Source organism: Lacrimispora sp. YZC11, assembly GCF_057543815.1.
This window is the reverse complement of the sequence record NZ_BAAJYQ010000005.1, coordinates 254,541-267,249: the sequence shown is the minus strand read 5'-3', so window position 1 is coordinate 267,249 and position 12,709 is coordinate 254,541. Positions and strand designations below refer to the sequence as shown.

General features: G+C 46.3%; 11 protein-coding genes. All 11 read left to right on the top strand.

All coding sequences use genetic code 11. The features are described from left to right. Positions 1-33: 33 nt before the first annotated feature. Positions 34-1,284 (top strand): UDP-N-acetylglucosamine 1-carboxyvinyltransferase, encoded by a 1,251-nt coding sequence (gene murA / locus AC27IJ_RS04345; RefSeq protein WP_312441896.1) that lies wholly within the window; start codon positions 34-36, stop codon positions 1,282-1,284. Continuing rightward, positions 1,281-2,006 carry a cell division protein FtsQ/DivIB gene (locus AC27IJ_RS04340; protein ID WP_487147650.1) on the top strand — a complete coding sequence of 242 codons (726 nt, stop codon included), beginning with the start codon at positions 1,281-1,283 and terminating at the stop codon, positions 2,004-2,006. The genes murA and AC27IJ_RS04340 overlap by 4 nt, the downstream gene beginning before the upstream one ends. A gap of 121 nt (positions 2,007-2,127) precedes the next feature. Beyond that, positions 2,128-3,483, top strand: a complete 1,356-nt coding sequence (gene ftsZ, locus AC27IJ_RS04335) for a cell division protein FtsZ (RefSeq protein WP_313153247.1) — start codon at positions 2,128-2,130, stop codon at positions 3,481-3,483. Positions 3,484-3,600: 117 nt separating this feature from the next. Further along, positions 3,601-3,927 carry a hypothetical protein gene (locus AC27IJ_RS04330; protein WP_487147647.1) on the top strand — a complete coding sequence of 109 codons (327 nt, stop codon included), beginning with the start codon at positions 3,601-3,603 and terminating at the stop codon, positions 3,925-3,927. 15 nt (positions 3,928-3,942) lie between these two features. Further along, positions 3,943-5,040, top strand: coding sequence for a hypothetical protein (locus AC27IJ_RS04325; RefSeq protein WP_487147645.1), 1,098 nt, complete (start codon positions 3,943-3,945; stop codon positions 5,038-5,040). Between the two features lie 154 nt (positions 5,041-5,194). Continuing rightward, positions 5,195-6,052, top strand: coding sequence for a methylenetetrahydrofolate reductase [NAD(P)H] (gene metF, locus AC27IJ_RS04320; protein ID WP_312441907.1), 858 nt, complete (start codon positions 5,195-5,197; stop codon positions 6,050-6,052). A 73-nt stretch (positions 6,053-6,125) separates the two neighbouring features. After that, positions 6,126-6,770, top strand: coding sequence for a vitamin B12 dependent-methionine synthase activation domain-containing protein (locus AC27IJ_RS04315; RefSeq protein WP_487147643.1), 645 nt, complete (start codon positions 6,126-6,128; stop codon positions 6,768-6,770). Between the two features lie 27 nt (positions 6,771-6,797). Further along, positions 6,798-9,236, top strand: a complete 2,439-nt coding sequence (locus AC27IJ_RS04310; RefSeq protein WP_487147641.1) for a homocysteine S-methyltransferase family protein — start codon at positions 6,798-6,800, stop codon at positions 9,234-9,236. A gap of 395 nt (positions 9,237-9,631) precedes the next feature. Next, a complete protein-coding gene (trpS, locus tag AC27IJ_RS04305) occupies positions 9,632-10,723 on the top strand; it encodes a tryptophan--tRNA ligase (protein WP_487147639.1) in 1,092 nt (363 codons plus the stop codon). 8 nt (positions 10,724-10,731) lie between these two features. Beyond that, complete coding sequence (locus AC27IJ_RS04300) at positions 10,732-10,974, top strand: RDAC family protein (RefSeq protein WP_312447403.1); 243 nt, start codon at positions 10,732-10,734, stop codon at positions 10,972-10,974. Between the two features lie 273 nt (positions 10,975-11,247). Then, positions 11,248-12,603 (top strand): NCS2 family permease, encoded by a 1,356-nt coding sequence (locus tag AC27IJ_RS04295; protein WP_312447401.1) that lies wholly within the window; start codon positions 11,248-11,250, stop codon positions 12,601-12,603. Positions 12,604-12,709 lie beyond the last annotated feature (106 nt).

Here is a 12,709-nt window from a genome sequence, read left to right as displayed (position 1 = left end):
GATAGTATATAAGAAGCCATGGGAGGTACCGGATTGTCAGTCATACAGGTCCAGGGGTTACGATCCTTAAAAGGTGAGATAAAAATTCAGGGTTCCAAAAATGCTGTTCTGCCCATGATGGCAGCAGCGGTTCTCCATAAAGGTACAACAGTGATTCATAATGTCCCCAGGATACAGGATGTGTTCTGTATGCTGGGGATACTTGAGCATATTGGTTGTATATGCAGCTTTGACGGCCATTCTTTGACAATTGACGCGAGGGATTTGACACAGGCGGAAATACCGGAGGAGTATATAAAAAGCATGCGTTCATCTATCATGCTCTCTGGTCCGTTGCTTGGAAGGACCGGCAATGCGGTCACCAGCTTTCCTGGTGGTTGTTCCATAGGAGAGCGCCCCATTGACTTACACTTGTCTGCCTTTCGGAAACTTGGTGCTGACATTGAGGAGAAGGGTGATAAGCTTTTGGCGTCCGCAAATCGGTTGATGGGCGCCGATATTTATTTTCCCTTTCCCAGCGTGGGAGCTACGGAAAATGCCTTAATGGCAGCTGTGTTCGCCCATGGAGTAACCGTTATCCATGGAGCGGCAAAGGAGCCGGAGATCATTACTCTATGTGAATTTTTAAACAATATGGGAGCCAAAATACATGGAACCGGTACTTCCAGGCTGGCGGTCACAGGCGTTAGGCAGCTTTGTGATTCGGAATTTACTGTGGCAGGAGACCGGATTGTTGCAGGAACTTATTTAATGGCGGTCATGGCAGCCGAGGGAAATATTGTAATACAGGGAATCCAGCCCGAACATTTAATGGCTGCTTTTTCTCTTACCGAAAAAATGGGTGCGGAGCTGAAGAGGTATAATAGCAGCGTGGAGGTATCCATGAGGGGGCGTCCCGACTGCGTGGATGTTATGACAGAACCCTATCCGGGATTTCCCACGGACCTCCAATCCCAGTTAATGGCAGTCATGTCATCGGCAAAAGGTACCGGCAGGATAAAAGAAACAATCTTTGAGGGCCGGTTTGGGACTGTAAAAGAGTTGCATAAGCTGGGAGCAGATATTATAATAGAAGGAAAGCGGGCCGACATACATGGGCTTTATCCTCTAAGGGGAAACCGGGTTACGGCTACGGACTTGCGTGGAGGCGCGGCCCTTGTGGTTGCGGGGCTTGCATGTGAAGGTGTGACTGAGATTCATGAGTGCCATCATATTGAACGGGGATATGAAGACATTTGCCGTGACTTAAGCAGCCTAGGTGCAGCGATCAGAGGGATGGAATGAAAGATTTAAAAAAAAGCAGAAGAAAAATTAAATTTGGAATCGCAGCCGCTGTGATCTTTCTGGGAACTGTCATTTTTTTGTCGCTGCAGATCAGGAATATTACGGTGTCCGGTAATAAAAAATATACATCGGAGCAGATCACTGATATTTTATTCAAGGACGGCTGGGACCGGAATGCGGTTTTTTGTCTCTATAAGGATCGATTTAAGAAGCATGAACAGATCCCCTTTGTGGAAGACTACAAAATCGTATTCCTGAGCCCGGTAAGAGTTGAAGTGATCGTCTATGAGAAATCCGTGGTAGGCTATGTTTCCTATATGGGCAGCTATATGTATTTTGACAAGGACGGAATCATTGTAGAGAGCTCAAGCGGAAAGCTTGACGGAGTTCCGTGGGTTACGGGGCTGCAGTTCGGTCATATAGCCCTGCACCAGCCCCTGCCGGTAGAAAAGGGAAAGATTTTCAATGAAATCCTGAATCTGACCCAGCTTTTATCAACGAAAGAAATTCCTGTTGACCAGATCCGGTATGATTCCCGTGGGGATGCCACTCTTGTCATGGGAGATATCCGGGTTTTCCTTGGAAGCAATGACCAGATGAATGGAAAGATCTCTGAATTGAATGACCAGCTTCCTGTTTTGAAAGGATTATCGGGAACCCTTTATCTGGATACTTATGATGAGGCGGAAACGGTCACATCCTATCGTTTTGTGAAAGATTAATGAATTTACATATTTTGCTTGTAATTTTGTTTAAAAAGTGGTTGATATTTTTGCTGAAATCAAATATTATATTAATTAGGTTTATATAGTAAGCTGTTTATGGTTAAAGGAGGATATAATCTTGTTGGAGATTAAGATAAATGAGGCGGACAATGCCGCAAGAATTCTGGTAATCGGAGTAGGCGGTGCCGGAAATAATGCGGTCAACCGCATGATTGATGAGAATATAGCTGGTGTAGAATTTCTAGGAATCAACACGGACAAGCAGGCTCTGCAGTTTTGTAAGGCTCCTACAGCCATGCAGATTGGAGAAAAGCTGACCAAGGGTCTTGGTGCAGGTGCCAAGCCTGAGGTCGGTGAAAAAGCGGCAGAGGAGAATGCTGACGATCTGGCGCAGACCATGAAGGGTGCGGATATGGTATTCGTTACCTGCGGAATGGGAGGCGGTACAGGTACCGGAGCTGCTCCTGTTGTGGCTAAGATCGCAAAAGATATGGGAATACTCACTGTAGGTGTTGTAACAAAGCCTTTCCGCTTTGAAGCAAGAACCCGTATGAGCAATGCCGTTGCAGGTATTGAGCGCTTAAAAGAAAGTGTAGATACATTAATCGTAATCCCTAATGACCGTCTTCTGGAAATTGTGGACAGACGTACTACCATGCCGGATGCCTTAAAGAAGGCAGATGAAGTCCTTCAGCAGGCCGTACAGGGCATTACTGATCTGATTAATGTACCTGGACTTATTAACCTGGACTTTGCCGATGTTCAGACAGTTATGACGGATAAGGGCATCGCCCACATCGGTATCGGCAGGGCAAAGGGTGATGAGAAAGCATTGGAGGCTGTGAAGCAGGCGGTATCCAGTCCGTTGCTTGAGACTACCATTGAGGGTGCTACTCACGTTATCATTAACATTTCCGGTGATATCAGTCTTGTTGAGGCCAATGAAGCGGCCAGCTACGTTCAGGAGATGGCAGGAGATGAAGCTAATATCATCTTTGGTGCAATGTATGATGAGAATGCACATGACGAAGCCAGTATTACCGTAATCGCTACCGGACTGGACATGCAGTCTGAGACTCCGGTATCAAAGGTTATGACAAATTTTTCCAATCCTAACTATAAACAGCCTAAATCGGCACCTCAGACCCAGACCGTGAATCAGGAGGCAGCCGCCACTTCAGCAACCCCTGGATATAACCAGAATTTTAATCCTAATTATGGGAATGCAAACTATTCCAATCCAGCTTACAATAACCAGAATTATCCAAATAATAATAGCAGCTATAATAACCAGAATTATGGAAACCAGAACTACGGAGCAGGGAACTATACGAAGCCAAATTATGCAGGGCAGAATAATGCAGGGCAAAATAATGGTCAGGGTGCTTCCCAGGGAGGCGGACAGCCTTATCGTCCGACCGTGAATAAAGAAGTTCAGATCAACATTCCTGACTTTTTAAGAAATAAAAGATAAAATTTATCAGGTTACATAATCAGGCAGGTTCCGATGAACCTGCCTATTTTGGAAACACCTGCGGGTATACCTTTATGCCCAAAGAGCGTGGGCAGGAAAGAGGAAAGGAGTGGCAGAATGTCAGAGAAAGAACTGGATTGGGAGATATCAGAGGATTATTATAACAGCAAGGATAATGAAAGAAAATTGTCTCTGGAAGATTTTATTACAGAATCAGAGAGTCAGGCAGCCGGCCTTGAACCTTCCGGTCAATCAGATGAATTGTTAAAAAAGACAATTGAAGATGTTCATCAGGTACTGGCACTTGCTCAGGAAGGAAAGAACATCACTGAAATTGCTTTCATTACCGGTCTTCAGGAGAAATATGTATATGATATACAGGTTTGTGCCCAGGGATTCAGAGAGGATGACGAGATTGCAGTAGCTCATCTGGTGCTGGGATAAAAGGAGGAATTTGGGATGTTGAAAAAGATTTGTCCGGTTTGTGATCTTCCGGTGAATGAGGCGAATTACTGTCCGAGGTGCAGGAGGGTGGTCCGCAAGCCTCTTTTGTGGAATACAGAATATTATTTGAATGAGAAACGCCCGTCTTATGAAAACAGCCGTGATATTCCCAATCCGGCTGGGCCGGGAAACCAGCAGAAAAGGAATGTACAGGGAAATCAGCAAAAAGGGAATGCGCATGGTCCGGCAAGGCAGAATAGTGTGCCTCAGAGGCCGGTAACCCCAAGGCATCAGGAAGTGAGAAAACCCGTTACGCCTGCTGCCGGCCATAATCCTTCCACGCCTTCCCAGCCGGGCCAGGCTAAAAAGGGAAGAAACCCCCTCGCACCCCTGGCAGGATTCATTACACTGATGGTAGTCTTAAATGGTGTACCAAAGGTCATTGGAACCGTAGGCCGGTTCGTGGAGGAAAACAGCAATAACAGTAATTATGAGACAGCAGTCCCATATGATGATTCCGGTTTCACTGAGCTTGAAGAAGAGGAAGTGAAGGCTTCCGGAGAGTCTTGTACCGGCTATATCCATTTTCCGGTTGACGGAAGGCAGGTTGCGGCCTCCATGGAACAGTTTTTTAACGAAACAAACTATGGCTATGTGGTAGAAGAGGGAGCTGTTTATTCTGACAACTATATGTTTGAAGAAGAGGACGGCCCCATATCCTATTATGAGACTGTGGAAAGTTTCTCTTTTGAGGATGAGGAAACCAGCCAGCTGGATCCAGGCGATGAAAGTTACGTATACCAGTATGTGGATGTCAATTATGATACTGCTACCGGAGAACTTCATGATTATATCTCTTCCCTGAAAGACCGGGAAAGTTCCCTGACTTTTTTAGAAGAGTTTTTAAGGCTTGTGGAAACTGGGGCAGGAATTCCTCAGGAGGAAAGCAGCATTCCGGTCATTATGGAGCAGGCCGCGACAGGGGAATGGCAGGAAGACGGAGCGTTCATTACGGAAGGTATTTTTGATATCAGCCTTTATCTTACCAATGATGGGGTAAGGATTTACGTTTCTTACAGCAACCCTCAGGTAATGGAAAGCCAGGAAACGTAAACAGAAAAGGTTGCTAGGCACAGTTTTCTGTGGTAAAGTGTTAAATAATTAATAAAGAGATACCCTACGGGCATCCCTTTACACCCGATAAAGCGGGGTGGGCTCTGCAAGGCGTAGGCTATAATAATGTAACGAAAGATAGGAGACAGACCGCATGAAAATAAAAGATATATTGAGCCAGGGAAAGCCAACCCTATCCTTTGAAGTGTTTCCTCCCAAAACAGAGGATAAATACGAGTCAGTGGAACAGGCTGCGGCTGAGATTGCAAAGCTGAAACCGGCTTTCATGAGCGTCACTTACGGGGCAGGCGGGGGAACCAGCCAATATACCGTTGATATCGCTTCTACCCTGCATCACCAGCATCATGTGACGGCTCTGGCCCATCTGACCTGTGTATCCTCTACCAAAGAAAAGGTGCACCAGGTTCTTGGGGAACTGAAAGCGGCTGGAATTGAAAATGTGCTGGCTCTCCGGGGAGATATGCCTACCGATGCTCCTGCTAAAAGAGAATACCATTATGCTTCTGAGCTGATCAGGGAGATAAAGGAAGCAGGGGATTTCTGCATTGGCGCAGCCTGCTATCCGGAAGGCCATGTGGAATCCGCCAGCAAGACCATTGATATGGATTACTTAAAACAAAAGGTGGAAGCAGGATGTGATTTCGTTACCACCCAGATGTTTTTTGACAATAACATTTTATACAATTACCTGTACCGCATCCGGGAAAAAGGTGTTACGGTTCCGGTCGTTGCAGGAATCATGCCCGTCACCAACGTAAGGCAGATCATCCGAAGCTGCCAACTGTCAGGCACTTATCTGCCTTCCCGTTTCAAGGCTATTGTTGACAGATTCGGAGACAATCCGGCAGCTATGAAGCAGGCGGGAATCGCCTATGCTACAGAGCAGATCATTGACCTTATTGCCAACGGAGTGAATGCCATCCATGTTTATTCCATGAATAAGCCGGATGTGGCGTTAAAAATCAAGGAGAACCTTTCTGAGATATTATGATTCCTTTTAACCAGGGTCCGGCTCCTTTTAAAAGGAACGGACCCATTTAAAATTAAAAAACGGAGGGTCAGCAATGGAAATCAGCCGAAGGGAGATCCTGCGGTATCTGGGATACGGGAAAAATGAAGGCGATGAAGCCGTGAACGCCCTGATTGAGGAATGCATCAGGGAGCTTACGGCTGCGGCATCTCCAAAAAGCATAAGCCGGGTATATCCCCTGGAGCTGCTTTCTGATGACTGGATCGATTTTACCGTATTTAAGACAAAAAGCCAGAATTTAAGCCGGAATTTACAGGATTGTGAACAGGTGATCTTATTTGCCGCCACTTTAGGCGCTGGGGTGGATGTGCTTTTGCATAAGTATACAAAACTGCAGATGAGCAAGGCGGTCACTATGCAGGCGGCAGCCACCGCCATGATTGAGGAATATTGTGATGAAGAAAACCGGAAGCTGAAGGAGGAATATGAGGATAGGAAGCTGTACTTAAGGCCCAGATTCAGCCCGGGTTACGGAGATTTTCCCTTAGAGTGCCAGAAGGATATTACAGCAGTTTTGGAAACGCCCAAAAGGATCGGTATCATGCTGACGGACAGTCTTCTCATGGCTCCTTCCAAGTCCGTTACCGCAGTGATGGGAGTCAGCGGAAAGCCTTACCGCTGTGAGATAAAGGGATGTGAATCCTGTGGAAAAACGGACTGTGCATACCGGAGGGATTAAAAGATACGAACGCAGATGGAGGAATATATGGCAGGGATTTTAGAAGAGATAAAGAAGAGGATGGTATTTTTCGACGGTGGAACAGGTAGCCTTTTGCAGGCCAGCGGCCTTGAGCCGGGAGAACTGCCGGAGACATGGAATGTGAAGCACCCGGATATCATTTCAAAGCTTCACCGTGATTATCTGGAAGCAGGTGCGGACATCATAAAGACCAATACCTTTGGAGCCAATGGGCTGAAATTCCACAAAGGTGCGGAATTTGATTTAGAAGAGGTAGTGACCGCAGCGTTAAAGAACGCCAGGAAAGCGGTGGAGACAGCCTCTTATCCGGCCGGTAAGGAAATGGGGTATATTGCCCTTGATTTAGGCCCTACAGGTAAGCTTTTAAAGCCTCTGGGAGATTTAGACTTTGAGGATGCCTATAAGATGTTTTCCCAGGTAGTTAAAATCGGGGAACGGGAGGGAGCGGACCTGGTGCTCATTGAGACCATGAGCGACAGTTATGAGGCCAAGGCGGCTGTGCTTGCTGCAAAGGAAAACTGCAGCCTTCCTGTGTTTGTAACCATGATTTTTGATGATAAAGGAAAGCTTTTGACCGGAGGGAACGTAGAATCCACGGTGGCTCTTTTAGAGGGCTTGGGGGTTGATGCCCTGGGCATCAACTGCGGCCTGGGTCCGGTGCAGATGAAGGGCATATTAACGGACATCATGAAGGTGGTTTCCATACCTGTTATCGTGAATCCTAATGCAGGACTTCCAAGAAGCGAAGGCGGGAAAACGGTATATGATATCGATGCGGGAGAATTTGCGGCTGCCATGAAGGAAATTGCAGAGGAGGGGGCCTGTGTGATCGGCGGGTGCTGCGGAACCACGCCGGAACACATTGAGAAAACAGTGGCTCTTTGCAAGGATTTTCCTGTGAGGCTGCCGGATAAGAAAAACCGGACCGTGATATCTTCCTATGCACAGGCGGTTGTGATTGACAACGACCCGGTCATCATCGGGGAGAGGATCAATCCAACGGGAAAATCCAAATTTAAACAGGCGCTCCGGGATCATAATCTGGAATATATTCTCCGGGAGGGAGTGGCCCAGCAGGACAATGGAGCACACGTCCTGGATGTGAATGTGGGACTTCCGGAAATTGATGAGCCTTCCATGATGGTGGAGGTGATAGTGGAGCTTCAGAGCATCATCGACCTGCCCCTTCAGATCGACACCTCCAATATAGAGGCAATGGAACGGGCAATGAGGGTTTATAACGGGAAGCCTCTGATTAATTCCGTAAATGGGAAAATGGAAGTGATGGAGGCCATCTTTCCTCTGGTAAAACGGTACGGAGGAGTTGTAGTCGCCCTGGCCCTTGATGAAGACGGCATTCCGGAAACCGCAGAAGGCAGGATCACTGTTGCAAAGAAAATCTATGAAAAGGCCGCAGAATATGGAATTGAGAAAAAAGACATCATTATAGATGCTCTCTGCATGACTGTCAGCTCTGACAGCCAGGGAGCGCTGACCACCCTTGAAACCTTAAGGAGGGTCCGGGATGAGCTGGGAGGCAGAACCATACTGGGCGTTTCCAACATTTCCTTCGGGCTTCCCCAGAGGGAAATCATCAATGCTGCTTTTTTTACAATGGCCCTTCAAAATGGCTTAAGCGCAGCCATCATAAATCCCAATTCAGAAGCCATGATGCGTTCCTTTTACAGCTATCGGACCCTTGCGGATCTGGACCCTCAGTGCAGCGGTTATATCTCGGTTTACAGCGGCCAGGTAGCCACTCTCGGTGAGACGGTGAGGCAGGGAAGCTCTTCTTTGGCAGGCGGTATTTCCGGAGGGGAGATGACCCTGGCGGAAAGCATTGCAAAAGGTCTTAAGGACCGGGCATATGGGGCAGTGACAGAGCTCTTAAGGGAGCAGGAGCCATTGGCTATTATAAACGGAGAGATGATCCCGGCCCTGGACCGGGTGGGAAAGGGCTTTGAAAATGGAACGGTGTTCCTTCCCCAGCTTCTTATGAGTGCGGAGGCAGCTAAGGCAGCCTTTGAGGTTATAAAGGAGAAAATGGCCGAAAGCGGCGTGGCACAGGAGAAAAAAGGAAAGATCATCCTGGCTACGGTCAAGGGAGATATTCATGATATCGGAAAGAATATTGTTAAGGTCCTCCTGGAAAACTACAGCTATGATGTCATTGACTTAGGAAAGGATGTTCCTCCGGAACGAATCGTGGAAACTGCGGTAAGGGATGACGTGAAGCTGGTAGGCTTAAGCGCTCTAATGACCACCACGGTACCAAGCATGGAGGAGACCATCAGGCAGCTTAGGGATATTGATCCTTCTATAAAGGTAATGGTAGGGGGCGCGGTACTTACGGAAGGATATGCAAAGACCATTGGCGCAGACCAGTACTGCCGGGATGCCATGGCTTCCGTAAACTATGCGGAGGGAATTTTTCAGACAAAATAAACCGCCCGATTGACAAATACAGAATGAATGGTATAATATCCACGAAAGCAATGAGTAGTGCGAAACAGGACAACGGAAAATTTTCGTCGTGCTCGCACGTAAGAAAATTCTCCGTTGTCCTGTTTCATAGGGCGAATGCCCGTGAGCGAGCGAATCCGTAGTGCAGCGCCCGCTGCACTACGGATTCGCTCGCTGCACTACGGATTCGCCCGCTGCACTGGGGATTCGCCCGCTGCACAACGGATTCGCCCGCTGCACAACGGATTCGCCCGCTGCACAACGGATTCGCCCACTGCACTGGGGATTCGCCCGCTGCACTGGGGATCCGCCCGCTGCACAACGGATTCGCCCACTGCACTACTGATTTACGATACAAAACATCTGGAGGTACAAACATGGGAAAGATTATTTTAACAGGGGACCGGCCCACCGGAAAGCTCCATATCGGCCATTACGTTGGTTCATTAAAGCGCAGGGTGGAGCTGCAGAATTCCGGTGAATTTGACGAGATTTTTATTATGATTGCGGATGCCCAGGCACTTACGGACAATGCCGACAATCCAGAAAAGGTTCGTCAGAACATTATTGAGGTTGCGCTGGATTACCTTTCCTGCGGGCTGGACCCGAAGAAATGTACCCTTTTCATACAGTCACAGATTCCGGAGCTTACGGAGCTGTCCTTTTACTATATGAATCTGGTAACCGTATCCAGGCTGCAGCGGAATCCTACGGTGAAATCAGAGATTGCCATGAGGAACTTTGAAACCAGCATTCCGGTAGGCTTCTTTACCTATCCGATCAGCCAGGCGGCTGACATTACGGCGTTCCAGGCCACCACAGTGCCCGTAGGAGAAGACCAGGAGCCAATGATTGAGCAGACAAGGGAAATTGTGCGTAAGTTTAATTCCGTGTACGGAGAGGCTTTGGTAGAGCCGGAAATCCTGCTTCCTGTTAATAAGGCCTGCTTACGGCTTCCTGGAACCGACGGAAAGGCCAAGATGAGCAAGTCCCTTGGAAACTGCATTTATTTATGCGATCCGGAAGAGGAAGTAAAGAAAAAGGTCATGAGCATGTATACAGATCCTAACCACATCCAGGTTTCCGACCCGGGAGAAGTGGAAGGAAATACAGTATTCACATACTTAGATGCCTTCTGCAAGGCCGAAGATTTTGAAAAGTATCTGCCTGATTATAAGAATCTTGACGAGCTTAAGGACCATTACAAGCGGGGCGGTTTAGGCGATGTGAAGGTGAAACGGTTCTTAAACAGCATCCTTCAGGCAGAGTTAGAGCCTATCCGCAGAAGAAGAAAAGAATACGAGGCCAACATTCCTTACGTATACCAGATATTAAAAGAGGGGAGCGATAAGGCTGAAGCAGCGGCGGCTCGTACTTTAAAGGGCGTGAAGGAAGCCATGAAGATCAATTATTTTGATGATCTGGAGTTCATTGAAGAGCAGGCAAGGAAGTATAAGGGTCAGGAATAGAGGCGTATATGAAGATTGTTTCCATTACCGAGATTTTGGAATGCAATGAATTTATAAAGGGCAAAGGCCTGGAATTTAAAATTCATTTAAGGGATGCTTGCGGGAAGCAGTCCTGCTGGATCGAATCATTCCATGATAAAAACAGCAGCGGACAATGGGAGGAGCTTTATAAGGCTCTGGAGGAGTTTTTTGACAGGCTCCGGTTCCGGCTGGAATACGGAGAGGATAAAACAGACTTCTGGCTGCTGTAATATGGTCGGCAGAAATGCCGGAGAAGTGCAAAGAAATCTTTTTTGCATTTCTCCGGTATTTTTTTGCGTTCCGGCCAACCTCTGTTAAATAAGTGAGATTAATGAAACATTTCATATATATTAATCACTCTAATATATAGAATTAATATAAATAATAAATAAAACATTAAAATTCTATTAATTTTTCTTGAAGAAATGATAAAAAAAGATTATAATAAAATGGTAATTAAGAAGCGCAGGCCTCTTAAAATAAAATGAAAAAGGAGTTTTACCATGGAGCAGTTCTTTAAACTCAAGGAAAACGGAACGAATGTCACAACTGAGGTAATAGCCGGAATCACCACATTTTTTGCCATGGCGTACATAATTATAGTAAATCCTAATACGTTAAGCCAGGCAGGCATGGAGTGGGGAGCAGTATTTTTAGCAACCATCATTTCTGCGATTATAGGTACCTTAGTTATGGGCCTTGTGGCCAATGTACCATATGCTCAGGCACCTGGTATGGGATTAAACGCATTTTTTGTTTACACGGTTTGTTTTGGACTGAAATTTACATGGCAGCAGGCTTTGTCAATGGTTTTTATCTGTGGACTCCTTAATATTTTAATCACTGTAACCAAGATACGTAAGTATATTATTAAAGCTATCCCTGTAAGTCTGCAAAATGCGATCGGCGGGGGTATTGGTATCTTTATTGCATACATAGGTCTTTTGAATGCAGGTGCAATCAATTTTGCGGCTGGCGTTCCCGCAATGTCTGTTATCACAACAAAAGCTCTTGTCTTATTTATTATAGGTCTTGTATTAATCGTTGTATTGACCGTGATGAACGTAAAGGGCGGTATTTTAATTGGCATTGTCTTAACAACTTTGATCGGCATTCCATTAGGCATTACAAAAACAGGTGATACCGTTAATTTCGCAGAGGCATTGTCAGTGCTTCCAACAACCTTTTGCGTAATTTTTACGGCAGACGGACTTCCCGCCTTATTTAACGATATGACGAAGCTCCCTCTTGTACTGATTACCATTTTCTCTTTCAGCTTATCCGATACATTTGATACAATCGGAACTTTCATTGGAACAGGCCGCAGAAGCGGAATCTTTAGTGCGGAAGACGAAGCCTCCTTAGAGTCAGGCAAAGGGTTCTCTTCCAAGATGGATAAGGCGTTATTTGCAGATGCGACAGCGACTTCCATTGGAGCAATTTTTGGTACCTCAAACACTACTACCTATGTGGAAAGTGCAGCAGGTATCGGAGCCGGCGGGCGCACCGGTCTTACTTCCGTAGTTGTAGCTGTTTGCTTTGCCTTAAGTGCATTCTTAGCCTCTTTTATCAGTGCAATTCCATCTGTGGCAACAGCTCCGGCCCTTGTTATTGTTGGGTGTATGATGATTTCTTCGTTCAAGGAGATTGATTGGACTCAGTTGGAAGAATCAATTCCTGCTTTCTTTGCAGGTGTGTTTATGGCACTTTGCTACAGCATTTCTTATGGTATTGCAACGGCGTTTATTTTCTACTGCATCGTAAAGATCTGCAAAAAGAAAGCAAATGAGCTGAATCCTATTATTATAGTGGCAACAATTCTGTTTATTATAAACTTTATGTTACAGGCGTTTCTGTAATTAATATAAAAACTGTGGTAAGAGAATTGAGAATAGTTGGATGATACCGCAGATATTTCAGGCTTTTGTCCCTCCGTAAGGCAGGGGCAGAAGCTTTTTTTCTTTT

What these genes read in the sequence shown, in the direction of transcription:
- AC27IJ_RS04340 (WP_487147650.1), top strand. Translation starts at nt 1,281, where the DNA reads ATGAAAGATTTAAAAAAAAGCAGAAGAAAAATTAAATTTGGAATCGCA.
- AC27IJ_RS04330 (WP_487147647.1), top strand. Translation starts at nt 3,601, where the DNA reads ATGTCAGAGAAAGAACTGGATTGGGAGATATCAGAGGATTATTATAAC.
- AC27IJ_RS04325 (WP_487147645.1), top strand. Translation starts at nt 3,943, where the DNA reads ATGTTGAAAAAGATTTGTCCGGTTTGTGATCTTCCGGTGAATGAGGCG.
- metF (WP_312441907.1), top strand. Translation starts at nt 5,195, where the DNA reads ATGAAAATAAAAGATATATTGAGCCAGGGAAAGCCAACCCTATCCTTT.
- AC27IJ_RS04315 (WP_487147643.1), top strand. Translation starts at nt 6,126, where the DNA reads ATGGAAATCAGCCGAAGGGAGATCCTGCGGTATCTGGGATACGGGAAA.
- AC27IJ_RS04310 (WP_487147641.1), top strand. Translation starts at nt 6,798, where the DNA reads ATGGCAGGGATTTTAGAAGAGATAAAGAAGAGGATGGTATTTTTCGAC.
- trpS (WP_487147639.1), top strand. Translation starts at nt 9,632, where the DNA reads ATGGGAAAGATTATTTTAACAGGGGACCGGCCCACCGGAAAGCTCCAT.
- AC27IJ_RS04300 (WP_312447403.1), top strand. Translation starts at nt 10,732, where the DNA reads ATGAAGATTGTTTCCATTACCGAGATTTTGGAATGCAATGAATTTATA.
- AC27IJ_RS04295 (WP_312447401.1), top strand. Translation starts at nt 11,248, where the DNA reads ATGGAGCAGTTCTTTAAACTCAAGGAAAACGGAACGAATGTCACAACT.